This is a genomic window from uncultured Solobacterium sp. (assembly GCF_963550625.1).
In the GTDB taxonomy this organism is placed as follows: domain Bacteria; phylum Bacillota_I; class Bacilli_A; order Erysipelotrichales; family Erysipelotrichaceae; genus Bulleidia.
The window spans coordinates 81813-108138 of record NZ_CAUVCV010000003.1; the positions used below are offsets into that span (position 1 = coordinate 81813).

Here is a 26326-nt window from a genome sequence, read left to right on the forward strand (position 1 = left end):
AAAAGGGATATTTATAAAATATCCTTTTTTCGTTTACGATAAATGATGTAGCCAAAACTTATCATACATGTAAGAATTGAAATCCATATGGATACCATACGCATAATGGTATTTTGGTACTGACATACATACGTACCTGCAGATGGTATTGAAACACTGACAAGACCATTGTGACTTAATGAGGTCTCTAGAATCTCTGCTGTATCAATATTACGAACGATATAGCCTTTGTAATACGTAATTGGAAGTATGACAGTTTGTGGATTGGTAATTGTAAAGCGATAACTACCATAGTCAATCCATTCTCCAGTTGTAATTGTTTCACCTGATGTAGTTTGAATTGTCTTTGAATAACTACGGAAATCAGGAGAGTTATATGGAAGATAATCACCACCCGCAAGTTCTACACGCATATATTGTGCAGAGTAGTATGGATCAATAAGTTTACCATCAGTTACTTCTTGCCATGTGGTATTGCGTGGCATAATAAATGTACGTTTCGTTGCAGGATAGAGATGGAAGATTCCCTCTAAACTTAATAACAATACGAAGCAGATAGGTAAATACTTTAGTTTGTATGTAAGCTTTTCTATACCTATCACAGAAGGAATACATAATAGTGGTAATGCCAACATATTTAATCGCCATGGAAACTGTAATACTCTAGCAAATGACATGTACTTCCATGGAAATATCTGCGCAGGCAATAACATGCAAATCCATCCGATTCCTAACATGATAGTTAGGAATGTATGTTTCTCTTTCTTGTTTAGAAAGAGATAACTGATAGGTGCAATACTCAAAAACAAACCGATATTAACAACCATTGCATTACTTGCGTTATATTGATTACCGGATAAACCAAACACAGTTTGGTTGGCAAAGAATTGCCAGAACGCCATTGCATGACTTTCTAATGCAGAACTAGATGCATAGTAATTGAGATAGAACTGTTGTGACTTTAGTTGTTCTATCATTGGGAAGGTATAGAAGGCAGTTAACAAACATGCCAGCAAACTTTCACAAACTAGTGTTTTATATCTATCAAATGAACACTTGGGTAGATATATGATAGATACTATGACCACCAGTATAAAACAAAATAAGAAACTTAAATTATGTGATAGTACAGTAATTACTAAACCGATTAAATAAGAATGTGAATACTTTTGATTGGTTTCAAAGATTTCATATAGACCAGATAGAATGAGTGGAATACCAATAAGTGCAAACACTTCACCAAGTGCACCACGTACATAGATATCTGTGATGTGATAGTTACTGAAAAGATACGCAGCGACTGCAAGTAATCGAAGTGATGACTTCTTAGTAAATTTACTTGCAAGCATGTACATTGTAATTCCTGAAAAGAAACTTGCAAGAAATACAGTAAGCTTATAACTATCAATCAAGACTAGTCCTAAGTTATGTAGGATTGCTGGTAATAGTAAGAATATATCGGAGTAGAACAGTGGACTTCCATAACCAAATCCTCCATTTTCATAAGGATAGATCGCGGGAAGCACCTGTCCGTGTTGAAGTGCTTTTGCGTATTGTTCAATACGTGATACATGAAAGAGGGTATCATGTTCGATCGCTAGAAAACTCTTTGTTAGGTATGGAAACATGAGTAGTACAGTAAATGCCAAGATGATTGCGATATCAATCAATAACTTACGATATTTTCTCATCCAAAATACCATCCTGGTAGCCATGCTAGAAATTTAGCGAATTGTACAGTTGTACCAAATCCAGTTATAACTGGTAAAAATAAGATAAACAATATTAGATAAAATGCTAGATATACTGGTACTACAATCTGATATTTACGCTCTTGAAGGTGATAGATGCAGTAAACAATCGCAATAATGGTAAATAGAGATGTTGGATAGAAGTGATATGCAAATACGATACGATGGACATAGATAATCCATGGTAATAGACCGCTAAAATAGCCAACTACAATATACCAAGCTACTGTATCTTTCTTAAATAGTGCACGGTATGTTGTAAAGAGGATTGCTGGAACACCTGCCCATGTTAGTAGTGGGTTTGAGAAACAAGAGATTGTATGGAACACATTACCAACAGTTCCAACGTAATACCACATTGGACGTAAATCAAATACCCATTGGAACCAAGTGCTTTGATATGGATGTGTTGCGTTTAGATTAACGTGATAGAAATACATTTGTTGAGCTTGTTTCCAAACGTTCGCGATAGACCATGGTTCATTGCGGAAAATCTGATCAGGGATATAAGAAATACAGTAGATTGTGATTGGAATAATGATGAAGAATAATACACATAATAACATTGTCTTCAGCAGTATTTGAAAGAACTGTGAATGAACTATCTTATCTTTCTTATATTCGAGGTATCTTTGAATCCAGTTTGTAAATAACATCACTGCTAGTCCTACAGCTGCATAACATCCTGTCCACTTTGCCGCAATTGATAAACCCATAAAAATACCAGATGTAAGTAAATACAGAATTCCTTTGCGCATTGGTAGGGTATAAAAACTAGACATGCAGTACTTTAACATCCAATAGAATGCACATAATATGAATAGAATACTAAATGGTTCTAGTGTAGCGATACGAGATGTAGTGATATGCATGAAATCTGCTGCTAATAAGAATGAACCAATTAAAGATAAATCATCTCGTTTCAATAATAATTTTAAGATGCCATACAATACCGGTAACATTAATACACCAGCGATAGCTCCAGGTAAGCGCCAAGCAAGTGGATTCATTCCAAATAAACGAATTGATAGGGCAATAATGTTGGTGCCAAGAAGTGGATGAACATTCGCGTACATATACTGCCCATTTGCGATTTCCCATGCATTACGTACGTGATAAATTTCATCAAAGTATGCTTGGTCATAATAGGTAGGGGATAGTACTAATTTATCTTGTTCATCAATGAGTAAGCTACCAGGATATGGTCCATCTTTCTGCTTATCTCGCAAGATAGAAATTGGTAAAAATCCAGTATGATCTTCATTGCGGAAACCAATTTCTGTTAATGAACTATTTGTGTTGAGATTGATGAGTTTAATATAACGATATTGCCAATTGCCTTGTTCAATCGCGTAAGTATAAATATTTCCCTGGTTTAAACTTGCAATATGTGTCCAATTTTTTAAATCATTCGAGGCATAAATTTGAATATGATTGGTTCCAATTTGGTATGCGGAAGGATTGGAGTTTGTATCACCTTCTCCATAGATTGTATAGATAGCATCAAATTTCTCACTATTTCCAAAGTCAAATGTGATTTGTTGTTTCTCGGCGATAGGTTGCCAAGTAGTAGTAGGAAAACGCGTTGAGCCAAGTTTCCAAAATGAAATGATCGAGTAGATTATCATCATTAAAACTAGTGATAAAATACTACGATGTTTATCTATTTTAAAGTACTCTAAACGATATAAAAAATAGCCACTTCCAAGTATTCCAAATGTGAAACACAATAGAACTAGAAACTCACTATTTGAAAACAATAACAAACTTAACTTTTCCATAATGTATTCTCCGTACCTATTATACTAGAAAAGTTTTAACATCATCACTCTTATTGACAGAGTGATAGAAAGTGCTAAGATAAACTATGTTAGCACTATATATATTAGAGTGCTAAAAGGAGGAATAAACATGTTAAAACCATTACGTGATTATGTAGTCTTAGAAAAAGCAAAAGAAGAAGAGAAAACAAAGAGCGGTATTATTTTGACAGAACAGCCAAAAGAAGAACCAGGAAAGGGTATTGTTGTGGCTGTAGGACCAGGTAAGATGGAAAATGGAACACTCGTTCCACTAGAATTACAGGTTGGTCAAAAGGTTGTATATAAGAAGTATTCCGGAACAGAAATCAAAGAAAATCAAAAAGAATATCTTTTAATTGAAGCAGAGAATATTCTTGCGATTGTGGAATAGGATAGAAAGAAGGAATTATCATGGCAAAAGAATTAAAGTATGGAAAAGATGCACGCCAACTGATGTTGGATGGTGTTAATAAATTAGCAGATGCAGTAAAGGTAACTTTAGGCCCTAAGGGCAGAAATGTTGTGTTAGAGAAATCATTTGGTTCTCCAGTCATTACAAATGATGGTGTCACAATTGCTAAAGAAGTAGAACTTGAAGATAAGTTTGAAAATATGGGTGCTAAATTAGTTTACGAAGCAGCCAATAACACAAATGAACTAGCAGGTGATGGTACAACAACAGCAACCATCCTAACACAGTCAATGATTACAGCTGGCCTTAAGGCAGTTGAAAAAGGTGCTAACCCAGTACTCATGCGCGAGGGTATTGAAAAGGCAGCGCATGTTGTGGCAGATGCTTTATTAAAGAACTCTCACCAGGTTACAACCAATGATGATGTAAAAAACATCGCAACAATTTCATCAGGTTCTGAAGAAATTGGTAAGATTATTGCAGAAGCGATGGCAAAGGTTGGTAATGATGGTGTTATCAACGTGGATGAATCACGTTCCTTCGAAACAGTCTTAGAGATGACAGAAGGTATGCAGTATGATAAGGGTTATGTATCTCCTTACATGGTAAGTGATAGAGACAAGATGGAAGTATCCATGGATAACCCATATATCTTGGTAACAGATCAAAAGATCAATACAATCCAAGAAATCTTACCTGTATTAGAAGAGGTTGTAAAAATCAATAAACCATTACTTCTTATCGCAGATGATTATGACAATGAAGTAATGAGTACACTAATCATCAATAAGTTACGTGGTACATTCAATGTTGTAGCGACAAAGGCACCTGGCTTTGGTGATGATGCAAAGAATCAATTAGCAGATATTGCAGTATTAACAGGTGCAAACTTCTTTGCGAAAGATTTAAATATGAACTTAGCAGATATGACTATGAATGATTTAGGTTCTGCTAAGAAAGTAGTGGTAAGTAAAGATAAGACAACAATTATCGATGGTGCTGGTGATAGTGTTGAAGTTGCTAAACGTGTTTCTGAAATTAAAGCGACAATCGAAAATGCAAAGTCTGATTATGATAAGAAGAGACTAGCAGAAAGACTGGGTAAACTTACAAATGGTGTTGCTTTAATCAAGGTTGGCGCTACAACAGAAACAGAACTTAAGGAAAAGAAGTTACGTATCGAAGATGCGCTTAACGCAACAAAAGCAGCCGTTGAAGAGGGTGTTGTCACTGGCGGTGGACTTGCCTTAGTACAAGCCTATAAAGATGTACGTGCGACATTAAAATTAGATGTTGTGGACGTACAGCGTGGTATCAATGTTGTATTAGACGCACTTAAGATGCCAATCATGCAGATAGCTGAAAATGCTGGCTTTGATGGTAATGAAATCTATGAACAACAGTTAGCAGCGAAAGAAAACTATGGTTTCAATGCGAAAACTGGTGAATGGGTTGATATGTATGAAGCAGGTATCATCGATCCTACGAAGGTAACTCGCTCCGCATTATTAAATGCTGCAAGTATCTCTGGCCTATTTATTACAACAGAAGCCGCAATAGCACAATTACCTGAAAAGGAAATTCCAGTACCTCCAGCAATGGGACAATATTAAAAGATAGCTTAGGCTATCTTTTTTATGGGACTTGCAATTTATAGAAAGATATCTTATCTTGTAAAAGCAATCAGAATGGAGACAAAAATGAACGTTTACGATTGGGATGATACAATCTACCGTGGTGATTCTACAGTAGGTTTTGTGAAATATCTTTGGCTACATCGCCCTAAAACATTAATTAATTTACCACGTACAGTTTGGTTTGGCCTTTTATATGTACTGCACATTGTGCCTAAGCTAACTTTTAAATCAAATCTATATCGTATGTTTCGCTATGTAGAAGATATGGAAAAAGTAGTAGAAGACTATACGAGCAGCCATTTAGACCATGTAAAGCAGTGGTATAAAGATACACAGAAAGAAGATGATGTAGTTATTTCTGCTTCTCCAGAATTCTTAATTCAATCTTTCTGTAAGAAGGTTGGTATTAAAACATGCATGGCAAGTATTGTTGATATGCATACAGGTGAATATAACGGACTAAACTGTCATGGGGACGAGAAGGTGCGTCGTTATCGTGAAGTATTCAATGATACAAAGATTGAAAACTTCTATTCCGATTCATACTCTGATACACCGCTTGCAAGAATCGCAGAGAATGCATATCTCGTAAAGGGAGATAACTTACTTCCTTGGGATAAGAAATAACCGGTCTGTACCGTTCAAATAAAAAAGGGGGGCAAATATGAAAAAGAAAGAATATATTGCACTTGGAATCATAGTTGCTTTATCTATTATGCTACTTTTGGTGTTTAAATTTGTTCCTACAATGATAAATAGAACAAATAATTCACTTAATGGAGCCCCAAATGAAAAGGAAAAAGGTGAATGGATTGTAGTTGTATATCGTGGAGAAATTATTAAATGGTTTGACTCTGGTGTAGATGCTTCATATACGGTCAAAGGTAATGTTGGTAATTTAACAATAGAAGTAAAAGATGGTAAATGGCATGTAAGTGAAGTTGATTGTCCAAATCATAATTGTGAAAAAATGGGTTGGGCGAGTACGGACAGTATACTTCCAATACAATGTATTCCTAATGGAATTTACATAGTATCTGCAAATGCATTTCAAAATTAAAATTATATTTAATCAATGATTATCGTATAAACTAAAAGAGATATCCGTACAGATATCTCTTATTTGATTTGTATGCAAGCATACAAGAAATTATTATTTGCTATTTTGTGCTTGTACAGCTGTTAAGGCTACTACACCAACGATATCTTCCCAAGAACATCCACGGGATAAATCGTTAACTGGCTTAGCGATACCTTGTAACATTGGACCGTAAGCTTCAGCCTTCGCTAAACGCTGAACTAACTTGTAACCAATGTTACCGCCATCAAGGTTAGGGAAAATTAATACGTTAGCTTGACCTGCAACAGGGGAACCTGGAGCCTTGCTTGCCGCAACACTTGGAACGATAGCAGCATCTAACTGTAATTCACCATCACATACTAAATTTGGATATTGTTGGTGAGCAATTTCAACCGCATTTACAACCTTATCTACTAATGCATGTTTTGCGCTTCCTTTTGTAGAGTGGGAAAGGAAAGCAACCTTTGGTTCAGCTCCTACAAGTGTTTTAAATGTATTTGCTGTATCGTTAGCGATAGCTGCTAAACTTTCGCTGTCTGGATCTTGGTTTAGACCGCAGTCTGCGAATGCAAATGTTCCATTATAACCAAATTCGCAATTTGGAACGTCCATGATAAAGAAGCCTGAAACTAATTTTGCACCTGGTGCTGTACGTAAGATCTGCAATGCTGGACGTAATGTATTAGCTGTAGAGTGGCAAGCACCTGATACAAGACCATCAGCACCACCTGTCTTTAATACCATGACACCGAATGTTGTGCGGTCGCTTAATAATGCTTCACGAGCAGCTTCAGGAGTCATACCCTTAGCCTTACGTAATTCATATAATGTGTTTACATATTCTTCTAACTTGTCAGAAGTTTCTGGGTTAATGATTGTTGCACCATCAATGTTAACGCCATATTTCTCGGCATCTGCTTTTACAGTTGCTTCATCACCGATTAAGATAATGTTCGCTGTTTTTTCTTCTAAGATTTTAGCAGTAGCACGAAGTGTTCTCTCATCTTCTGATTCTGGTAATACAATTGTTTTTATATCTTTTTTAGCTCTTTCTTTAATTCCGTCTATAAATGACATACTAATTTCCTCCTTGAACATTAAAATTATCACGCTAACTGTGAAAAAAGTCCAATTATATGGTCAAATTCTTGAAAAAAATATGAATTTATAGATTTTGTGGAAGGATTGAAATTTATAAATCTTTCAAAGTGCTATAATAAAACCAATGAGTTGGGGGAATATATGTCAACGTATACAATTCAAAATTCATTTGTGTCAGTAACGATTGATGAACATGCAGCAGAAATTCATAGTTTCTTTGATCGTGAAACAAAAATTGAGGCAATCTGGCAAGGTGATAAGACTTATTGGGCTGGAAGAAATCCAATTCTGTTTCCAATAGTTGGGAAGACTTGGGATGGTATCCTCCATATTCAAGGTAAAGAGTACCGTACTGGAAACCATGGCTTTGCTAGAAATAGTGAATTTAAATGTATCAAACATACTGATACTCAAATCGTAATGGAACTTTGTGATAGTGAAGAAACGCTAGCACAATATCCATTTCGCTTCCGACTTGAAGTTACATATACTTTAGAAGCTAAGAAGTTAGATATTACATATCGTATTGAAAATAGAGATGGTTGTACAATTCCATTTAACTTTGGTTTACATCCAGCCTTCAATTGTCCACTCGAAGAAGGGAAAGCATTTGATGCGTACCACTTAGAGTTAAATCAAAAGGAAGTAGTGGATAATCAAGAAGTAGATGTGATTGCTTTGGACAAAGATGCTTTAAAGAAAACGATCATTATCCAAAACCCACGTAGTACATGCACGAAATTAACAGACGGTACACATGGTGTACAGGTGGAATATCAGGGTTATCCATGGCTAGCATATTGGTCACCATATGCACCATTTGTATGTATTGAACCATGGTACTCTCATACAGATTTTGAAAAGAATGAAGTTCCGTTTGAAAAACGTGAAGGAACAATTCTGCTAGATGTAAATGATAGCTGGCAAACAGCGTATTCAATAACACTATTCTAAAAAGAAGGAGAAAGAAAAATGTTAAAAATTGTTATCGCAGATTCCTATGACCAAGTAAGTGAAGAAGCATTTAAGATTATGCGTCAGGTTGTAGAGAAGGAAAATCCAGTATTAGGATTGGCAACAGGTTCTACACCAGTTGGTTTGTACAAGAAGATGATTGCAGACCATAAGACAAATGGTACATCTTATAAGAATGCTATTACATTCAACCTAGATGAATATGTTGGTTTACCACGTAATCATGAGCAGAGCTACTACACATTCATGCATGATAATCTCTTCAATGAGATTGACATTCCTGAAGAGAATATTCATATTCCTAATGGTGAAGCAGCTGATGCTGAAGCTGAATGCGTACGCTATGAAAGTGAAATGGCCAAGTATGTTGTAGATGTACAAATTCTTGGTATTGGTTCTGATGGACATATCGCTTTCAATGAACCAGGTGCTGCCTTTGATAGTTTGACACATACAATGGAACTAACAGAACAAACACGTAAGGACAACGCTCGCTTCTTCGGTGGTGATATTGAACAAGTTCCAACACTTGCAATTACACAGGGTTTAGGCACAATTATGCGTGCAAAGAAGATTATCTTAATCGCTACAGGCGCAAATAAGGCTGATGCAGTATATGGTATGATCAAGGGTCCTAAGACAACAGAATGTCCAGCAAGTATTTTACAAGATCACCCAGATGTAACTGTTATTCTAGATGAAGCAGCTGCCGCAAAAATTAAATAGGGCATAATTCTTTTGCATCAAATATATTTATGCAATAATATGTTCACGGAGGTATTCAAAAATGGATATTATTAAGAATAAAGCAGAATATGACCAAGTATTAGCAGATAACAAATCAGTATTTGTAGACTTTTACGCTGACTGGTGTGGACCATGTAAGATGGTAGGACCAGTTCTTGAAGAAATTTCTAAGGACTATACAGACATTAAGTTTGTAAAGGTAAATGTTGATGACAATCCTGAGATTGCTCAACAGTATGGAATTATGTCTATTCCTACAATGATCGGCTTCAAGAATGGCGAAAAGGTAGCTTCTTCTTTAGGTTTCATGCCAAGAGAAGAGCTCGAAGCTGTTGTTAAGCAGACTTTATAAGAGTGTCTAGAAAGCAGATGAAAATCTGCTTTTTTTCATCTTAAAAAAGGTTTTATAAAATCTAAATTCTAGTATGTTATTCTTAATTTGTATCAGGAGGTTTCATTTATGCTACAACTGAAGAACATTGTAAAGAGTTACACGGTAGGTGAACTGACACAAGTTGCCTTAAAGGGTGTATCTTTAAATTTTAGAGAGAATGAATTCGTGTCAATCCTAGGGCAGTCAGGTTCTGGTAAGACAACGATGTTAAATATTATTGGTGGTTTAGACCGTTATGATAGTGGTGATTTGGTCATTAATGGTGTATCCACAAAGAAGTATAGAGATGCTGATTGGGATTCGTATCGTAATACTTCGATTGGATTTGTATTTCAAAGTTATAATCTGATTCCCCATCAGAATGTACTTTCTAATGTTGAGATGGCACTAACTCTTTCTGGCATTTCACGCAAGGAAAGAAAAAGACGTGCAGCAGAAGTATTAGAAAAAGTTGGGCTTCAGGATCATATCCATAAAAAACCAAATCAATTATCTGGTGGACAAATGCAGCGTGTTGCAATTGCACGTGCGTTAATCAATAATCCAGATATCTTACTTGCAGATGAACCAACAGGAGCACTCGATACAGAGACAAGTATTCAAATCATGAATCTATTAAAACAGATTGCTGAAGAGAAGCTTGTTATCATGGTTACACATAATCCTGAACTTGCAGAAGCGTATTCAACACGTATCGTTAACTTAAAAGATGGCCAAATCATTAGTGATACAAATCCATATGACGTACCAGAAGGAAGTATTGAAGAAAAACTTGCAAAGAATCCGAAGCGTATATCAATGTCATTTTGGACATCCTTGGGTTTATCTTTTGCTAATCTTCGAACAAAAATTGGAAGAACAATTTTGACTTCTTTTGCAGGTAGTATCGGCATTATTGGTATTGCCTTGATCTTAGCCTTATCAACAGGAATGAATCAGTATATAACACGTGTACAGAAGGAAACGATGACTTCCTACCCAATTACGATTTCTTCACAGACAGTGGACGCAACTTCAATTATGCAGCTGCGTGGTCAGATGATGGGCTTATCTTCCCAAACAGAAACAAAAGCAGATGATGGAAAGGTCCATACGGACTATCAATCACTGAAACAAAGTGATGCCATTACAAATAATCTGATTCAAAATAATCTAGCAGAATTTAAGAAGTATCTTGATGATTCTACTTCTGAGATTCACCAATATGTAGGTGAAAATGGAATTATTTATAGTTATAACGTTAACTTTAGTGTATATGCGCAAAATCCAAATCAACAACTCATCGATACAAACATTGAACTAGATGGAGGAAATGGAAGTTCCAATCGTCCCCGCATGTTCAACTTTGCAAATATGGGTGTAAGTAACCAATCAGCGAAGAACTTCTCAGAGATGGTTGCTGGTACAAGTGGACAATCTATTTCATCTGTTGTAACAGATAGTTATGATATGGTGTCTGGTTCTTGGCCAACTGCATATAACGAAGTTGTAATGGTACTAAATGAGAATAACAGTATCCCAGTACAATCCATGTATCAACTTGGCTTTATCACAAAGGAACAATTTACAGCTGCTAAAAATCAACTAGCAAATAAACAAGATGGAGACGACTTTACACTCAATTATGAGGACATGCTACAGAAGACATTCTATCTTGTGCCATCAAGTGAAAACTATGTAAAAGATGATAATGGTATCTATAGCCAAATTAAAAATCCAGAATATGATGCGGATGGACTGATGAATAAAGCGATTCCTTTAAAGGTAACAGGTATTATTCGTCCTAAGAAAGATGCGAAAAATGCGACTATCAATACTGTCGTCGCATATACGAATCTATTGACCAATCATGTGATTGATCTTGCAAACCAGTCAGCCATCGTTCAAGCACAAAAGAATACATCAGAAATCAATGTACTAAATGGAGTACGCTTTAGCGCTACAACTGATGAAGAAAAGATACAAGATACTAAAGATTACCTATTAAATCTCAGTAATGAAGAAAAGGCAAATATGTATCAATTGATTATGTATTATGATGGTAATCGTCAAAGCCAAGAGGATAATACAAATGATTTTGATATCAGTGCTTTATCTAGATTATCGATGAGTCCAGAAATGAGTATGGCAAGTATGCTAGAAAACTATCTAAAAGATAGTCCAAATACGAACACTCTTCTTACGATTTACAATGATTATATCGGTGGTAAATCGTTAGAGAAAAATCTCGCATTATTTGGGGCAGTGAGTTATGATTCGCCATCTAGTATCAGTATTTACGCAGATAGTTTTGAAAACAAGAATGCGATAGGGAAAGCAATTGAAAATTACAACAATACTGTGGATAAAGATTCAAAGATTTCCTATACAGACTATGTTGCCTTAATGACTTCATCCTTAACGACTATTATTAATGGTATCTCTTATGTACTCATTGCATTTGTGGCAGTATCTCTAATTGTTTCATCTATTATGATTGGTATCATCACATACATTTCTGTAATGGAAAGAACGAAGGAAATAGGTATTCTTCGTGCACTTGGTGCTTCTAAGAAGAATATCTCACAGTTATTTAATGCAGAGACATTTATTATTGGTATTTTCTCTGGTATTCTTGGCATCGGTATTACGCTGCTATCGTTAATTCCAATCAATAATATCATCCAAACAGTATCCAAGATTGAAGATTTAAGTGCAGTATTACCACTAGAATCCGCAGGGGTCTTGATCCTCATCAGCATCATCATGACGGTGATTGGAGGATTTATTCCTTCTCGTAGTGCAGCGAAGAAAGATCCTGTAGAAGCGTTACGTACTGAATAAATCAAATCACCATGCGAAAGTGTGGTGATTTTTAGCTATTTCCTATGAAGGAATGAGTGGTTGATAGTATAATCTTAAAGAAGAAATGGAGATCATCACACATGAAAAAAGGTTATATTAATTGTAATATTTGGCAAAATCCAGCAACAGCTTTTGCGACGAGTGATGAATATATTATCAAAGTAGGCACAAACCAAGAGATTGAAGAATTACTCTGTAACGAAGATGCTGAAATTGTTGACTTAAAGGGCATGTTTGTTGTGCCTGGTTTTGTAGATAGCCATATGCATCTAGCAGAACTGGGTATGTACTTATCCAATGTTGTATTGGATGATTGTCACTCCAATGAAGAAGTTATTGCAAAGGTAAAAGAAAAGCTTGCAAGCATAAAAGTAGGTGAGTGGATTATTGGTCGTGGCTATAATGAAGAATCTTTCCCGGATCACCAAAAACCAACAAGAAAGATGCTTGATGAAATAAGTACAGAAGTTCCAATTGCCTTAACACGTGCATGTGGTCATGTTTTATCTGCGAATACAGCTGCTTTGAACGCTGCTGGGATTACAGAACATACAAAAGTAGAAGGTGGAAACATCGACTACGCAAATGGTTTTGTGGAAGAGAACGCATTAAATAATATTCATAATGCATACCCACAACCAGATGTAGAAAAGATTAAAGAATACATTCATATCGGTGCAAGATACGCAAACCAATTTGGTATTACAACGGTTGGTAGTGATGATTTTTTAGCAGTTACACATGACTATAAACCTGTGTTAAGAGCCTTTGAATCACTGGCGTTCAAACAAGATATGACTGTACGTGTCAATGAACAATGTGAGTTTAATAATCCAAAGGAATTTTCGAAGTTCTTAGATGATGGCTATACCTTTGATGTAGGTGGTGACTATTTCCGCATTGGGCCATTAAAGTTGATTACAGATGGTTCATTGGGTGCTAGAACAGCATATATGAAGAATGCGTATGCAGATGATCCGACAACGAAAGGTATCGCATCCTTGGAAGAAGATATCATCGAGACTTACGTACGTTTAGCAAATGAGTTCAATATGCCAACCATTGCTCATGCGATTGGAGATGCAGCATTAGATAATATACTGCATGTATATAAAGATACGGTATTAGAAGGTAATCCTTTACACCATGGTATTGTACATTGCCAGATTATGAGACCTGATCAAATCAAGCAAGTACTTGAACAGAAGTTGGCATGCTATTTCCAGTCAATCTTTATCGATTATGATGCACAAATCCTAAAAGAGAGAGTCGGCAAGGAACTTGCAAGTACTTCCTATCCATATAAAACGCTATTTGATGGCACACTTACATCGAACGGTTCAGATGCACCAGTAGAAATGCCGAATGTGTTGAAAGGAATTGAATGTGCAGTCACAAGAAAATCGATCTCTTATAATGCATGCATGAATGAAGAAGAATGTCTAACAGTTGACGAAGCGATTGCTTCCTTTACGATAAATGGTGCCAAGATGTTATTCATGGATCATTGTATCGGTGCAATCCAAGAAGGCTATTACGCAGACTTTGTTATATTAGAAAAGGATATTCGTACAATACCTGTTTCTGACATCCATCGAACAAAGGTAATGTTAACAGTGATGGATGGTAACACGGTGTACTCTAATGATTAGAAAAATTGAAGAAAAAGATATACCAGTTATTCTAAATTGGTATAACTGGTATATCAGAAATAGTACTGCAACATTTGAAACAGAAGAATTAACATTAGATGAATTGAAACAACGCGTTGCTTTCATCACAGAAAAATATCCATGGATTATTTTGGAAGAGGATGGTAAACCGCTTGGATATGCATATTATTCTGACTTTAATAGTCGACAAGCATATGCATGTACAGTTGATTTAGCAATCTACTTGGATCCTGAAGCATGCCATCATGGTTACGGTAAAATCTTGATGCAGGAGATGATGGTGATTGCTAGAAAATCTGGATATAAGAATATCGTATCACTTGTTACAGCAGGGAATATCGCAAGCGAAAAGCTACATGAAAGATATGGCTTTGTCAAAAAGGCAACGTTTGAGGATATTGGATATAAACACAATCAGTGGTTAGCAGTAAGCTTTTATTATTTACAGTTAGAAAGCGAATAAAGAAGAAAGATATATGAGAAAAATCATTCTTGCGGGTGTTTGTTTACAAGCGAATAGTAGTGCCTTTACAAGTGCGATGCAGGAATGTGAAGCACTCTGTAAAGCGTGTGACCTAGAAGTGCTTGGAACGATTACACAACAATCCAAAAGTATGGATCCTCATACGGCATTCCGTACAGGGAAATTAGAAACATTAAAAGCGATGTGTGAGGAGTTGGGTGCTGATGGCATCATCTTCTATAATCCCTTAAAGATACAGGTCAGTGAGCGTATCTCTGCGTATTGTGGAGTTAATGTGATTGATCGTACTGCGCTAATTCTAGATATCTTCTCAAAGCGTGCACGCAGTCGTCAGGCAAAATTGCAGACAGAAGTAGCACGTTTACAGTATGATTTACCACGTGTACTACATGCGGATAATGATAACGAACGTTCACGTGGTGGTGCAGTCACAAACCGTGGTGCTGGTGAGATGAGATCATCCATCATCGCCGCAAGATACCAAAAGAAAATTAGTGACTTAAAAGAAGAACTACGAAAGATTGAAGTACGTCGTTATCAGGATGAGCGAAGACGTCAAAAGACATTATTGAAACGTGTTGCCTTAGTTGGTTATACCAATGCAGGTAAGAGTTCCTTGATGAATGCAATTCTTTCTATGCAAGAGTCTGGTGGACAAGAAGTGCTAGAACAAGATATGTTATTTGCGACCTTGGATACGAGTGTTCGTATGGTTCAAAGTAAGCATAAGAAATTCTTGTTGTATGATACGGTTGGTTTTGTATCAGACTTACCACATGGACTCATTGAAGCGTTCAAGAGTACCCTAGATGCCGCAAGAGAAGCAGATTTACTAATCCACGTAATTGATGTGGCTGATCCTAGTTGGCAAGAAAAGAGTGCTATCACCCAAGAAACCTTAAAAGAGATACATGCGGATGATATACCACAGATTCATGTTTTCAATAAGGTAGATAAACTCGCACATCCTGAAAGAGTAGATGGATTAACCATCTCTTGTTACACCAAAGAAGGTTTAGATACATTACTGGAAGAAATCATTGAAACGATTTATCCAGCAGAAGAAAGCATTGTATGTAAACTAGGCTATGATAAAATAAGCATGTTCGATACATATAAAGCAATCTTAGATATGGATATCTTAAAGTATCACGATGATGGTTTGATTGTTCGAATTACAGGTGAGAAAAAGATGTTACATGTCTTTGCAAAGTATCAGATTAAAGGAGAATAAAAAATGGGAAACACAGTTTGGGAAAAACTCAATAAAACAGAGTTAAAGAAACTACACGCATTCAACGAAGACTATCGTGTGTTCTTAAGCAACTCAAAGACAGAGCGTACCTTTGTGACTAACTCTGTTGCGTTTGCGGAAGCACATGGCTTTAAGCCAATCGAAAAGGCAAAGAAGCTAAAGGCCGGTGATCGTTATTACGCTGTAAATAAGGGTAAGAACGTTATCTTATTTGTAATGGGTAAGAAACCATTAACAGAAGGTATGAATATCTTAGGTGCACATATCGACTCACCTCGTATGGACCTTAAGCAAAAGCCAATCTATGAAAAGGATGGCTTAGTATTAATGGATACACACTACTATGGTGGTATCAAGAAGTACCAATGGGTAGCACGTGCAATGGCACTTGTTGGTGTTGTATGTAAGAAAGATGGCACAACAGTTGAAATCAACATCGGTGATAAGCCAGGTGATCCAGTTGTAGGTGTATCAGACTTATTGATTCACTTAGCTGCACAACAATTACAGAAACCAGCTGCGACTGTCGTAGAAGGTGAAAAATTAGACCTATTAGTAGGTTCTATTCCTAAGAAGGATGTTGAAAAAGATCCTGTTAAGGCATATCTTTTAGACCTCTTGAAGGAACAATATGATATTGAAGAAGATGACTTCCTCTCAGCAGAAATCGAAGTTGTACCTGCTGGTGAAGCACGTGATTATGGTTTGGATCGTTCTATGATCTTAGGTTATGGTCACGATGATAAGGTATGTGCTTATACATCTCTACGCGCTATTGCGGAAATTGACAAGCCAGAACGTACATCTGTATGTATCTTAGTAGATAAGGAAGAAATCGGTTCAGTAGGTGCTACTGGTGCCCAGAGTGACTTCTTTGAACATGTTGTTACAAAATTATTAGACAAGCAAGTTGGCGCAACATTAGTTAACTTACATGAGGCTCTTGAAAATAGTGCCATGTTATCAAGTGACGTATCTGTTGCCTACGATCCTAACTATCCAGAAGTATATGAACCAAAGAATACAGCATACTTTGGAAAGGGTATCTGCTTCAACAAGTATACAGGTTCCCGTGGTAAGTCTGGTTCAAACGATGCAAGTGCTGAATTTATGGCACAGATTCGTAAGTGCATGGATGATAACAACGTTATGTTCCAAACTTGCGAACTAGGTAAGATTGACGTTGGCGGAGGCGGAACAATCGCTTATATCCTTGCCAATAAGAATATGAATGTTATCGATGCAGGTATCTGTGTTCAGAACATGCACGCTCCATTTGAAACAGTATCCAAGGCAGACGTATACGAAGCATATCGCGCATATGTTGCTTTCCTCAAGGATATGAAATAGTATTGATACAAGGGGGTTAATTATGGAACTCAAAGAAAAAGTATCATTAGATCAGTATCAGAACGTTGTTGTATTATATCGTGATGAAAACGGTGCGTTATTCATCGGTAATACTTATGACTATCATGGACGTACTCCAGATAGCCGTTACCTCAGTATCATGTACCATGAAAGTCTAGATGAAACACTAGGCATTATGGCTGCTTGGAACTATTTGGATGATAATAGTCCAACAATTACATTAGTTCCTGTACCAGAGATGTCACTTGGTGTAGATGACTTCTTAACTGCACACAATACAGGTTTAAAGTGGGATGAGATTGAATACCACGAGGTATCCAGTTATCCAAAGATTGAAACATATGTACGCTTATCACCTGTACGTCGTGGTTCTGCAGTTGGCTTTGTAATGAAATAATCCAGTTTTAATCCTAGAAGGACTGTAGTCCTTCTTTTTTGTATGAAATATTATTTGAATTCTGTGTAACACGATTACTATAATGAGCAGAAAATGATAGTATAAATGCGTTAGGAGAACAGACATGAAAATTACTTTTTATCTTGTTCGTCATGGAGAAACATTATTTAATCATTTAGGTCGTATGCAAGGAAGCTGTGATTCCCCGTTAACAGAGCGTGGAATTGCACAGGCGTATGAAACTGCCGATCAACTCAAAGATATCTGGTTTGATCGTATTTTTTCTTCACCAAGTGAGCGTGCTTGGAATACGGCGGATATCATAGCGAAGGATAGAGAGGTTCAACCAGTTCTACTTTCAGGATTACACGAGATGAGTTTTGGTAGATTAGATGGGTCTAGACACACAACGCATGAAGAAGAGATTCGTCGATGCCAAGAAAGCTTAGATTATAGTTCAGCAGGTGGTGAATCCCCAGCGATGATGGAAGCTCGTATCCGCAATACGTTACGTACGATTATTGATGAATCTGAAGATGGTGATCGTATTTTACTTGTAGGTCATGGCATGTATCAAATCTGTACGATGAAGTTCTTGTTGGGTATTGATCTTGAGGCTTTACGTCAAGAATGCGATGAAGCAGGTCGTAGTATGATTCCAAACGGTGGAATCATGGTGTTTACATATGAAGATGGTGAATACCAGATTCAACAACTCCCGGTAGAGCCAAAGAACTTCGAATATAAGATGGAAGATAAGACGGTGCATCTCTACTATGTTAGACACGGGGAGACACTGTTTAATCACTATAACCGTATGCAAGGAAGAAGCGATAGCCCACTAACTGCACAAGGAATTGAGCAGGTGAAGTTATCGGGGAAAGCATTACATAACATTGATTTTGCGTTTGCGTACTGTTCAAGTGCAGAAAGAGCACGTGATACTGCAGCGTATATCTTAGAATCACATGATATTAGTGCAATACCAAATCGTGATCTAAGAGAGATTGACTTTGGTACCTATGAAGCTAGAGTGCGTGACTCTATCATGGATGAATTATATGAACGCTTTAATCCACGCGTTGACTTTAGCGATGTCGGTGGGGAAAGCGAAGAACAAGTGATTGAACGTATCAAACGAATATTAACGCTTGCGGTTGCACGTGCAAAAGACAAAGAAAATGTACTACTAGTAGCACATGGTTCACTATATATGACGATGATAAAGTATTTATTTAATATTTATCGTGCAGATTTAACCGAACAAATGAAGGCGAAAGGGAAACATATCATGCCGAATGGTGGGATTGCGAAGTTCACTTTTAGCCAAGGAACATATCAGTTAGATCAACTAATGGTAACACCAGAAGAATTCATGGAGGTTCAATAAATGGGATTGTTTGATATCTTTCGTTCAACAGACATTAACGAAGAACTTAAGACAATGAAAGAAACACCAGGAGCAGTACTACTGGATGTTAGAGAAGTGGATGAATATGAAGAAGAACATATTCCAGAAAGTGTAAATATTCCGCTTTCCAATTTAGAAAAGATTCAAGACATGCATTACGCAAAAGATACACCACTATTTGTCTATTGCCATAGTGGCAGAAGATCTGGTGCAGCAGTCATGATGTTAAGAGGATTGGGTTATACAAATGCCAAGAATATTGGTGGCATTATGCATTATAAGAAAGCATAGAGGATAAAATATGAAACCCTGTTTAATCATTGGTTCAACCGTTTGTGATGTCATTATTAACTTACCAGAGATACCTGCATCTGCACAGGACGCGAATATCTACGGTCAAACATTACAGATTGGTGGTTGTGCATTTAATGTAGTATCGATATTACATCAGTTATCCATACCATATACATTTCTTTCTCCAGTAGGCACAGGTGTATATGGAAAATTTGTAGAAACAGAATTACAAAAAGCAGGGATTACTACCACTATCCGTACAGCACAAGAAAATGGTTGTTGTTATTGCTTGGTTGAGGATAGTGGAGAAAGAACATTTCTTTCTTACCATGGTGCAGAGTATACATTTCAAAAGGAATGGACAGATTCGCTAGATCTTTCATCCTATGAATATATCTATGCTTGTGGGATAGAGATTGAAGACAAGGATGGTCCACGTATCGTGGATTGTTTAGCGTCATGTGATGGTCAGGTCGTATTTGCGCCAGGTCCAAGATATGCACATATCTCTCAAGAAATCATGAATCGAATCTATGCACTTAAACCAATTTTACATGTTAATGAGATTGAGTTACGTGGTTTAAGTGGTAAGACGGATATCAATGAAGGTCTACAAGAACTCTATAAACGAACAGGGAATATTGTAATTGTCACCTTGGGTGAAAATGGGTCTACAAGCTATGATGGTTCAAACTTTGTACATGCACCATCAAAGAAAGTAACTGTGGCCGATACTATCGGTGCAGGAGACTCACATGTAGGTGCTGTGATTGCAGGATTATGCATGCATGCAGACATGAAAGATATCTTGTTATTTGCAAATGATATAGCAGGGGCAGTCGTATCTAAAAAAGGAGCAGGCTTAGAACCTGCATCCGCATTAGAAATATATCATCAATACTTTTAAAAAGACCACATATGTGGTCTTTCTTACATCTTGGCTTTCTCGAAACGTTCTAATGCGGCAGAGAATGTACCTTGCATTAGAAGTGCTACCCGATCAACAATCTTTTGTGGATTTTCATGCATGCCATTTTCAATCCAGTCAAATACTACTCCGGCAAAGCTGAATCGATAGAAGGATGCTATGAAATGAATTGTTTCATTTGAAACATTATAATTTTTAGATAGTTCACGAATTACATTTAATAGTAAGTACTCAGCCGCATCTTCTAGCATACGCATGATATGAGACTGTGAACGGGAGTGAATTGTATTTAAGATAAAATGTTTTTCTTTTTCAATAATCTTGAAGGCAGACAGAAGTCCATCTTGCCAACTATCATAACTGCGTTGAGTTCCAATCGCTTCTTCACCCTCCGCAAGATAAATCCAATCAATCAAATCATAAATATCATGGAAGTGATAATAAAATGTTTGGCGGTTTACACCGCAATCATTTGTAAGATCGGTGATTGTAATCTTTTCGAGAGGCTTCTGTAATAAAATCTTCTTTAGAGAAGCGCCTAATGCTTTCTTTGTCAAATCGCTCATTTTGTATAACCTCCATTACGTTTATTTTACGTGTAATATTAAATTATTTCTACAATAATACTTTATTTTTTGAACAATAATTGGTATTATAATTCATGTCCTATGAAAATTTTGCAGGAATACCCAAGCGGTTGAAGGGGCAGGCTTGGAAAGCTTGTAGATCGGTAACACGGTGCCAGGGTTCAAATCCCTGTTCCTGCGCCATAGAATAAAGCTCGCTAAAATAGCGGGTTTTTCTTTTATATTGGTCAACTATTTGAAATAAAAAATACAGAGTATGGGGGATATACTCTGTATTTTTCGTTATTTCTTATCGCTATTTTGTTCGCCTTGATTTGGGAGAGTCTGTTGATTGTTGTTTTGTGATTGTGTTGTATCTAATGTGCCTGTAAGAGTAACTGTTACTTGAATTTGGTTTCCATCTCTATCAATTGTTAGATCAACTGTATCACCAGGCTTCTTTATCTTTAGGATTGCGGATAAATCAGGATAGCTAGAAACTTCCTTGCCATCTGCACCAACAATCTTATCGTAAGCCTTTAAGCCTGCAGCCTGTGCACCACTACTATCGATAACGTTAGTAACATATACACCTGGAGTGTAATTACCTTGTTGTGTTGTAAGTGTTTGTAAATATACACCTAGTGTTGCACGATCTGTAACTTTACCATTTTTAATTAACTGTTCAGCAACTTCCATTGCGTCATTAACTGGAATTGCAAAGCCGATACCTTCGATAGTTGCACCAGATGAGGATGTACCGGAGTCTTTAGACTGTACGATACCAATTAAGTTACCATTACCATCAAATAATCCACCGCCGGAGTTACCAGAGTTGATTGTTGCGTTTGTCTGGATGAGTTTCATGGATTCGTTATTTACGACAAGCTCACGAGATGTTGCGGAGATGATACCGTCTGTAACAGTTCCACCAAGTGTACCTAATGGGTTACCGATTGCGATTGCTGTATCACCAACAGAAATCTTGGAAGAATCTCCGAGAGTAGCAGGTGTTAGGTCATTTGCTTCTACCTTTAATACCGCAATATCACTCTTTGGATCTGTTCCAACAAGCTTAGCATCATATTCCGTACCATCACTTGTCTTCACTGTAATCTTCTGTGCACCATCAATAACGTGGTTATTTGTGACGATATAACCATCTTTACTGATGATTACACCAGAACCTGCAGCGTTTGTTGTATATGTACCACCAAACATACCGTAGGATTGTTGAGTGACTTCTGTTTGAATTTCTACTGTAGATGGAGCTGCCTTTGCGGCTGCTTGTGCAACTGTTAAACCAGAACCATTTGATTCATTAGAAACAGAAGTCGTTTTACTACTTCCGGATTCTGTTGTTTGGTATACAACTGTTCTACCACCGTTTCCAATTTGTGCTGTATATAACCAAGCACCACCAAATCCACAAAGTACTGCAAGAGAAGCTTTACCAATTGTTGAGATGACCTTTGAGCCGATTCCATTTTTCTTTTCAACTGGTGCTACTACGACTGTTTGGCTAGTTGTTTTATCTTCAACGGCTTTCACAGTTTCCTGAGCTGCTTCTGTTACATCTTCTGTATGTTGTTCTTCGACAGAATCTGTTTTATTTTCAGCTGTTTCAATTTCGTTTGTTTCATTTATTTCGTTGTTAGTCTCATTTAAGTTATCTGACATTTTTCGGTCCTCCTTGTTACTACGCTTATTATCTTAGAGTACAAATGTGAACAAAGTGTGAATGATACTCGAATTTCATGTGCAATTTCACAAAATATATACAAATTAAAATGCTAGACTCCACTCGAATCTAGCATTACGTTGCATAAAATTAATGACTCTTACGAAGTGTCATACCGAAGACGCCACCGATAATACCACCAATAATATGAGTTAGTTGAGATACATTATCAACGTTGAATACACCTTGATAAATTTGTGTTCCGATATAGAGTACTGCAACGATAATGAATGTAAGAGGGATACCTTCTTTAGAACCTGTTACAGCAGATAATAGGATGAAGGCAAATACAACACCACTAGCACCCAATAACATTGTGTGTGGAGCGATGATAATATGTGCAATACCTGTTACTAGGGCAACTACTAATATAACGATAAGCAAACGTTGGCTACCATACTTTTCTTCTAGCATTGGACCTACTAATAAGAATAACAACATGTTATTCATGTAGTGTGATAGATCTGCATGTCCTAATACGTGCGTGAATAAACGTAGATAGAATAGGGGATTTAGTAATGAACCACCATATACAGAGAATATGAGTTGATTTGTAGTACCGTTTGTTAGGGTATTCAATCCTAATGCAATCAAGCTAATTAGGGCAAACGATAAGATTACTGGTGAATTCCAAGTTATTTTTTTCATATATTGACTCCTTTAAATCTTCTCTATTATAACAGGTGAATGATATCAAAAAAAAGCGTATAATTACTAGGAGCGAAAAGGAGTACATCATGTCAGATAAAAAAGCAAAAATCCAACAGGGAACGATTGCACCTGTTACAAATCCAGAAGTAAAGAAAGCAATCAATGATTTAAAACTTGGAAGTACCCCTGAAAAACAAGAAGCGTTATCCAACGCATTAAAGAAAGCAAGATTACTAGCACCTTGTAATTTTGATGTAGAACTAAAACCAGATCACAATGGTGTTTTACCAACTGTAAACCCATCACAGATTAAATTCTTCCTCATCAATACAAATGATGGTAAAGCATTCTTCCCAGCATTTACAGATGTTGAAGAATCTACAAAGTTTAAAGTGGCTGGTGAGAAGGATAATACACCAAAGAACATCGTAAGAACAATTCAAGAATACGATGCATTATTATCCGATCCAAACACAAAGATTCAAGGTGTTATCATCAACCCAGGAACAGATAATATTGTCATTCCTAAGCCATTGATTGCATTACTTGCAGGTAGAGAAAGACCAAAACCTGTACAACCAACAGCACCAATGAATGTGACATATTCTGAGCCAAATGTATATCCAACACGTTTGGTAAATGCTGTATATGATTATTGTGAAACAAATGATGCGATTAGTAGAGTTTGGTTAAAGTCTAAACTATATGGACCTACAATGGCATTCTTCTTAGTTGTTGAAGCTGAAAAACAAGAACATGATATTTTAACAAAGATTCATGAGGCTGCAGTACCACATGCTAAGGATTTACCAGTTGAAGTTGTATTCATCAATGATGAATTACGTAAGAATGTGATCAAAGAGGCGGTTGCGATGTATGACCGTAACATCAACTTCTAATGGATATTAGAACATTAACTGCAGCTGAACTTGATGAAGCAATCATTCTGGCCAAAGAAGTGATTCTCTCTGAGAAGGATGCTTCATGGAGTAAAGAGGCTGCTAATAGTATCAGTGAATTTATGGCAGAACGCCTAAAACAATTCACAGTTTATGGTTTATACGTAGATGGTTTAGAGAGTATCTTAGCCTATGATCCAGATAAGATGCATGTCATTTTATTACTAACAAGACAAGGCTCCCGTAAGAAGGGATATGCGACTGCACTCTTAAATCATTTGAAAGAAGAAGCTGATGAGAATCATCTTTCAAAGATTAGTGCCAATGTTGTAGATTCAGCAGTAGACTTCTATCATCACTATGGATTTGAGGATACTGGAAAATCCACTGAAGCTGGTGGAATGAATTACACACCAATGGAATATCTTATTGGAAGAGAATGGTTAGGGAAAACTATAACAGTTATTATCGATCATACATACGGAAGCTTCCATCCACATATTGCAGATTTAACTTATCCTGTTAATACAGGCTATGTTGAAGAACTATTCCAGAAGAATGGTGAGTTCCAAGATGCGTATGTCATTGGTCCTAAGGAACCTTTAGACACGTTTCAAGGTGTTGTTAGTGGTATTATCTATCATAAAGATGATCACCGTTCTTATTTCATCGTCACCCGTGTTACGGAAAATATTGATGAAAATGAAATTATTCAGGCTGTTGGATTTGAACAACAGTTCTATGAGACGAGAATCTTATGGAAATAACAAAAGAGCAGTTTATAAAACATCTCCTGATTGAAATTATGGGTTTAATTCTTTTGGCGATAGGTGCTGCTGGAATTATGAAGGTAGCGCTAGGAACAGGTGCTTATGATGCTTTGGCATTAAGTATTAGTTCAGTAACTGCAATTGAAGTAGGAACAGTTGGTTTAATTACTAACTGCATCTGCATTGCTATACAAATACTAATGTTACGAAAGAAATATCGTCTGATGTTTCTGTTACAGATTCCAGTATCATTCCTGATGGGAATCACTATTAATTATTTTTACTACACAGTATTTGCAGGAATGAATTCAGATTCCTATATGATACGTATGATTTTATTGTTTGTATTTATCATCATTTGTTCATTTGGGGATGCAATAATGACTGCCAGTGGAATGATAGGACTTGCAGTTGAAAGTACATGCATGATTTTTGCGAAGAACTTAAAGATGGAGTTTGGTAAAGTGCGGCAGCTAGCAGATGTGGTCTTTATCATACTGATATTCATTTGTTGGTTCTTCTTCCATGCAATATTCCCAATGCGTGAAGGGACAATTATATTAGCCTTTACTTTTGGACCACTACTAGGCTACTTCACAAAGAAACTACAGCCACGTATTCATAAATGGGTATATGAAACAACGAACTAGCTCAGTCAAAATTGACTGAGTTTTTTCTTGTTTCCCTATTGACTAAAACATATAGACTGTATATATTGTATATATACAGATAGGTTGGAGGTTGATAATTATGAAACTAATTATTGACAACAGGAGTGGACAACCAATATACGACCAAATTTATAATCAATTACGAGATCAAATTATTAATGGTACCTTAGCAGAAGATGAAAGTTTACCGTCTATTCGCACACTTGCCAAAGATCTACGTATCAGTGTCATTACCACAAAACGATCATATGAAGAACTGGAGAGAGAAGGTTATATTTATACAATTCCAGGAAAAGGAAGTTTTGTGGCAGGAAAAAATGTCCAACTCATTCAAGAACAAAATCTACGCATCATTGAAGAACATCTAGCAGAAATAAAAAAACTATCCGTATCTTGTAATTTATCACAAGAGGAAGTAGCCAAAATGATGAAAGTCATTTGGGATGAAAATGAATAATTGGGGGAAAAGTT

At 36.6% G+C, this 26326-nt stretch carries 26 protein-coding genes and 1 tRNA gene; 21 read left to right on the forward strand and 6 right to left on the reverse strand.

The window, feature by feature from the left end:
• Positions 1 to 11: 11 nt before the first annotated feature.
• Both RYK16_RS03155 and RYK16_RS03160 read right to left on the reverse strand, forming a co-directional pair.
• Complete coding sequence (locus RYK16_RS03155; RefSeq protein ID WP_314850714.1) at positions 12 to 1691, reverse strand: hypothetical protein; 1680 nt, start codon at positions 1689 to 1691, stop codon at positions 12 to 14.
• Positions 1688 to 3532: a phospholipid carrier-dependent glycosyltransferase gene (locus tag RYK16_RS03160; protein ID WP_314850715.1), complete on the reverse strand. Its 1845-nt coding sequence runs from the start codon at positions 3530 to 3532 to the stop codon at positions 1688 to 1690. Before RYK16_RS03160 ends, RYK16_RS03155 begins: the two co-directional genes overlap by 4 nt.
• 130 nt (positions 3533 to 3662) lie before the next feature.
• Between RYK16_RS03160 and RYK16_RS03165 the strand changes: the two genes are divergently transcribed.
• From RYK16_RS03165 to RYK16_RS03180, 4 genes are all read left to right on the forward strand, one after another.
• A complete protein-coding gene (locus RYK16_RS03165; RefSeq protein ID WP_298666106.1) occupies positions 3663 to 3944 on the forward strand; it encodes a co-chaperone GroES in 282 nt (93 codons plus the stop codon).
• A gap of 20 nt (positions 3945 to 3964) precedes the next feature.
• Positions 3965 to 5578, forward strand: coding sequence for a chaperonin GroEL (gene groL / locus RYK16_RS03170; RefSeq protein WP_314850717.1), 1614 nt, complete (start codon positions 3965 to 3967; stop codon positions 5576 to 5578).
• A gap of 87 nt (positions 5579 to 5665) precedes the next feature.
• Positions 5666 to 6229, forward strand: a complete 564-nt coding sequence (locus tag RYK16_RS03175) for a haloacid dehalogenase-like hydrolase (RefSeq protein ID WP_314850718.1) — start codon at positions 5666 to 5668, stop codon at positions 6227 to 6229.
• 37 nt (positions 6230 to 6266) lie between these two features.
• Positions 6267 to 6662, forward strand: a complete 396-nt coding sequence (locus RYK16_RS03180) for a NusG domain II-containing protein (protein ID WP_314850719.1) — start codon at positions 6267 to 6269, stop codon at positions 6660 to 6662.
• A 93-nt stretch (positions 6663 to 6755) separates the two neighbouring features.
• Here RYK16_RS03180 and pta read toward each other — a convergent pair whose 3' ends face one another.
• Complete coding sequence (pta, locus tag RYK16_RS03185; protein ID WP_314850721.1) at positions 6756 to 7760, reverse strand: phosphate acetyltransferase; 1005 nt, start codon at positions 7758 to 7760, stop codon at positions 6756 to 6758.
• Between the two features lie 165 nt (positions 7761 to 7925).
• On the opposite strand from pta, the gene RYK16_RS03190 reads away from it, so the two are divergent.
• From RYK16_RS03190 to RYK16_RS03245, 12 genes are all read left to right on the forward strand, one after another.
• On the forward strand, positions 7926 to 8738 hold the full coding sequence (locus RYK16_RS03190; protein WP_314850723.1) for an aldose 1-epimerase family protein: 813 nt from the start codon (positions 7926 to 7928) through the stop codon (positions 8736 to 8738).
• 18 nt (positions 8739 to 8756) lie between these two features.
• On the forward strand, positions 8757 to 9485 hold the full coding sequence (gene nagB, locus RYK16_RS03195) for a glucosamine-6-phosphate deaminase (protein WP_314850725.1): 729 nt from the start codon (positions 8757 to 8759) through the stop codon (positions 9483 to 9485).
• A gap of 61 nt (positions 9486 to 9546) precedes the next feature.
• Positions 9547 to 9858 carry a thioredoxin gene (gene trxA / locus RYK16_RS03200; RefSeq protein ID WP_294206221.1) on the forward strand — a complete coding sequence of 104 codons (312 nt, stop codon included), beginning with the start codon at positions 9547 to 9549 and terminating at the stop codon, positions 9856 to 9858.
• A 108-nt stretch (positions 9859 to 9966) separates the two neighbouring features.
• Positions 9967 to 12723 carry an ABC transporter ATP-binding protein/permease gene (locus tag RYK16_RS03205; protein ID WP_314850727.1) on the forward strand — a complete coding sequence of 919 codons (2757 nt, stop codon included), beginning with the start codon at positions 9967 to 9969 and terminating at the stop codon, positions 12721 to 12723.
• A gap of 101 nt (positions 12724 to 12824) precedes the next feature.
• Positions 12825 to 14396: an amidohydrolase gene (locus tag RYK16_RS03210; RefSeq protein ID WP_314850728.1), complete on the forward strand. Its 1572-nt coding sequence runs from the start codon at positions 12825 to 12827 to the stop codon at positions 14394 to 14396.
• Positions 14389 to 14880, forward strand: a complete 492-nt coding sequence (locus RYK16_RS03215) for a GNAT family N-acetyltransferase (RefSeq protein ID WP_314850730.1) — start codon at positions 14389 to 14391, stop codon at positions 14878 to 14880. Before RYK16_RS03210 ends, RYK16_RS03215 begins: the two co-directional genes overlap by 8 nt.
• A 13-nt stretch (positions 14881 to 14893) precedes the next feature.
• On the forward strand, positions 14894 to 16135 hold the full coding sequence (gene hflX, locus RYK16_RS03220; protein ID WP_314850731.1) for a GTPase HflX: 1242 nt from the start codon (positions 14894 to 14896) through the stop codon (positions 16133 to 16135).
• Between the two features lie 3 nt (positions 16136 to 16138).
• The gene (locus tag RYK16_RS03225) at positions 16139 to 17506 is read left to right on the forward strand and encodes an aminopeptidase (protein ID WP_314850732.1); all 1368 of its coding nucleotides are present in this window, start codon (positions 16139 to 16141) and stop codon (positions 17504 to 17506) included.
• Between the two features lie 22 nt (positions 17507 to 17528).
• The gene (locus tag RYK16_RS03230; protein WP_314850733.1) at positions 17529 to 17924 is read left to right on the forward strand and encodes a hypothetical protein; all 396 of its coding nucleotides are present in this window, start codon (positions 17529 to 17531) and stop codon (positions 17922 to 17924) included.
• Between the two features lie 124 nt (positions 17925 to 18048).
• Entirely contained in the window at positions 18049 to 19314 is a 1266-nt protein-coding gene (locus tag RYK16_RS03235; protein WP_314850735.1) for a histidine phosphatase family protein, read from the forward strand.
• Positions 19315 to 19626, forward strand: a complete 312-nt coding sequence (locus RYK16_RS03240; protein WP_294206195.1) for a rhodanese-like domain-containing protein — start codon at positions 19315 to 19317, stop codon at positions 19624 to 19626. It abuts the gene before it with no gap.
• Between the two features lie 10 nt (positions 19627 to 19636).
• On the forward strand, positions 19637 to 20536 hold the full coding sequence (locus RYK16_RS03245) for a PfkB family carbohydrate kinase (protein WP_314850737.1): 900 nt from the start codon (positions 19637 to 19639) through the stop codon (positions 20534 to 20536).
• Positions 20537 to 20559: 23 nt separating this feature from the next.
• Here RYK16_RS03245 and RYK16_RS03250 read toward each other — a convergent pair whose 3' ends face one another.
• On the reverse strand, positions 20560 to 21123 hold the full coding sequence (locus RYK16_RS03250) for a TetR-like C-terminal domain-containing protein (protein ID WP_314112147.1): 564 nt from the start codon (positions 21121 to 21123) through the stop codon (positions 20560 to 20562).
• 113 nt (positions 21124 to 21236) lie between these two features.
• On the opposite strand from RYK16_RS03250, the gene RYK16_RS03255 reads away from it, so the two are divergent.
• Positions 21237 to 21327 (forward strand) — tRNA-Ser (locus tag RYK16_RS03255).
• 99 nt (positions 21328 to 21426) lie between these two features.
• Here the strand turns inward: RYK16_RS03255 and RYK16_RS03260 are convergent.
• Positions 21427 to 22803, reverse strand: coding sequence for a trypsin-like peptidase domain-containing protein (locus tag RYK16_RS03260; protein ID WP_314850738.1), 1377 nt, complete (start codon positions 22801 to 22803; stop codon positions 21427 to 21429).
• 151 nt (positions 22804 to 22954) lie between these two features.
• Positions 22955 to 23512, reverse strand: coding sequence for a rhomboid family intramembrane serine protease (locus RYK16_RS03265; protein ID WP_314850740.1), 558 nt, complete (start codon positions 23510 to 23512; stop codon positions 22955 to 22957).
• An 89-nt stretch (positions 23513 to 23601) separates the two neighbouring features.
• On the opposite strand from RYK16_RS03265, the gene RYK16_RS03270 reads away from it, so the two are divergent.
• From RYK16_RS03270 to RYK16_RS03285, 4 genes are all read left to right on the forward strand, one after another.
• Positions 23602 to 24414, forward strand: coding sequence for an enhanced serine sensitivity protein SseB C-terminal domain-containing protein (locus tag RYK16_RS03270; RefSeq protein WP_314112247.1), 813 nt, complete (start codon positions 23602 to 23604; stop codon positions 24412 to 24414).
• Positions 24414 to 25181, forward strand: coding sequence for a GNAT family N-acetyltransferase (locus RYK16_RS03275; RefSeq protein WP_314850742.1), 768 nt, complete (start codon positions 24414 to 24416; stop codon positions 25179 to 25181). Before RYK16_RS03270 ends, RYK16_RS03275 begins: the two co-directional genes overlap by 1 nt.
• Positions 25172 to 25834 carry a hypothetical protein gene (locus tag RYK16_RS03280; protein WP_314850744.1) on the forward strand — a complete coding sequence of 221 codons (663 nt, stop codon included), beginning with the start codon at positions 25172 to 25174 and terminating at the stop codon, positions 25832 to 25834. The genes RYK16_RS03275 and RYK16_RS03280 overlap by 10 nt, the downstream gene beginning before the upstream one ends.
• 100 nt (positions 25835 to 25934) lie before the next feature.
• Positions 25935 to 26312: a GntR family transcriptional regulator gene (locus RYK16_RS03285; protein WP_294206176.1), complete on the forward strand. Its 378-nt coding sequence runs from the start codon at positions 25935 to 25937 to the stop codon at positions 26310 to 26312.
• Positions 26313 to 26326 lie beyond the last annotated feature (14 nt).

Excerpts from the sequence above, each read along its gene's own strand:
- RYK16_RS03205 (WP_314850727.1), top strand. The coding sequence starts at position 9,967 with ATGCTACAACTGAAGAACATTGTAAAGAGTTACACGGTAGGTGAACTG.
- RYK16_RS03285 (WP_294206176.1), top strand. The coding sequence starts at position 25,935 with ATGAAACTAATTATTGACAACAGGAGTGGACAACCAATATACGACCAA.
- RYK16_RS03260 (WP_314850738.1), bottom strand. The coding sequence starts at position 22,803 with ATGTCAGATAACTTAAATGAGACTAACAACGAAATAAATGAAACAAAC.
- RYK16_RS03215 (WP_314850730.1), top strand. The coding sequence starts at position 14,389 with ATGATTAGAAAAATTGAAGAAAAAGATATACCAGTTATTCTAAATTGG.
- RYK16_RS03190 (WP_314850723.1), top strand. The coding sequence starts at position 7,926 with ATGTCAACGTATACAATTCAAAATTCATTTGTGTCAGTAACGATTGAT.
- RYK16_RS03250 (WP_314112147.1), bottom strand. The coding sequence starts at position 21,123 with ATGAGCGATTTGACAAAGAAAGCATTAGGCGCTTCTCTAAAGAAGATT.
- pta (WP_314850721.1), bottom strand. The coding sequence starts at position 7,760 with ATGTCATTTATAGACGGAATTAAAGAAAGAGCTAAAAAAGATATAAAA.
- RYK16_RS03235 (WP_314850735.1), top strand. The coding sequence starts at position 18,049 with ATGAAAATTACTTTTTATCTTGTTCGTCATGGAGAAACATTATTTAAT.
- RYK16_RS03180 (WP_314850719.1), top strand. The coding sequence starts at position 6,267 with ATGAAAAAGAAAGAATATATTGCACTTGGAATCATAGTTGCTTTATCT.
- RYK16_RS03265 (WP_314850740.1), bottom strand. The coding sequence starts at position 23,512 with ATGAAAAAAATAACTTGGAATTCACCAGTAATCTTATCGTTTGCCCTA.
- nagB (WP_314850725.1), top strand. The coding sequence starts at position 8,757 with ATGTTAAAAATTGTTATCGCAGATTCCTATGACCAAGTAAGTGAAGAA.
- groL (WP_314850717.1), top strand. The coding sequence starts at position 3,965 with ATGGCAAAAGAATTAAAGTATGGAAAAGATGCACGCCAACTGATGTTG.
- RYK16_RS03165 (WP_298666106.1), top strand. The coding sequence starts at position 3,663 with ATGTTAAAACCATTACGTGATTATGTAGTCTTAGAAAAAGCAAAAGAA.
- RYK16_RS03155 (WP_314850714.1), bottom strand. The coding sequence starts at position 1,691 with ATGAGAAAATATCGTAAGTTATTGATTGATATCGCAATCATCTTGGCA.
- RYK16_RS03275 (WP_314850742.1), top strand. The coding sequence starts at position 24,414 with ATGGATATTAGAACATTAACTGCAGCTGAACTTGATGAAGCAATCATT.
- RYK16_RS03280 (WP_314850744.1), top strand. The coding sequence starts at position 25,172 with ATGGAAATAACAAAAGAGCAGTTTATAAAACATCTCCTGATTGAAATT.
- RYK16_RS03175 (WP_314850718.1), top strand. The coding sequence starts at position 5,666 with ATGAACGTTTACGATTGGGATGATACAATCTACCGTGGTGATTCTACA.
- RYK16_RS03270 (WP_314112247.1), top strand. The coding sequence starts at position 23,602 with ATGTCAGATAAAAAAGCAAAAATCCAACAGGGAACGATTGCACCTGTT.
- trxA (WP_294206221.1), top strand. The coding sequence starts at position 9,547 with ATGGATATTATTAAGAATAAAGCAGAATATGACCAAGTATTAGCAGAT.
- RYK16_RS03210 (WP_314850728.1), top strand. The coding sequence starts at position 12,825 with ATGAAAAAAGGTTATATTAATTGTAATATTTGGCAAAATCCAGCAACA.
- RYK16_RS03245 (WP_314850737.1), top strand. The coding sequence starts at position 19,637 with ATGAAACCCTGTTTAATCATTGGTTCAACCGTTTGTGATGTCATTATT.
- RYK16_RS03230 (WP_314850733.1), top strand. The coding sequence starts at position 17,529 with ATGGAACTCAAAGAAAAAGTATCATTAGATCAGTATCAGAACGTTGTT.
- RYK16_RS03225 (WP_314850732.1), top strand. The coding sequence starts at position 16,139 with ATGGGAAACACAGTTTGGGAAAAACTCAATAAAACAGAGTTAAAGAAA.
- RYK16_RS03160 (WP_314850715.1), bottom strand. The coding sequence starts at position 3,532 with ATGGAAAAGTTAAGTTTGTTATTGTTTTCAAATAGTGAGTTTCTAGTT.
- hflX (WP_314850731.1), top strand. The coding sequence starts at position 14,894 with ATGAGAAAAATCATTCTTGCGGGTGTTTGTTTACAAGCGAATAGTAGT.
- RYK16_RS03240 (WP_294206195.1), top strand. The coding sequence starts at position 19,315 with ATGGGATTGTTTGATATCTTTCGTTCAACAGACATTAACGAAGAACTT.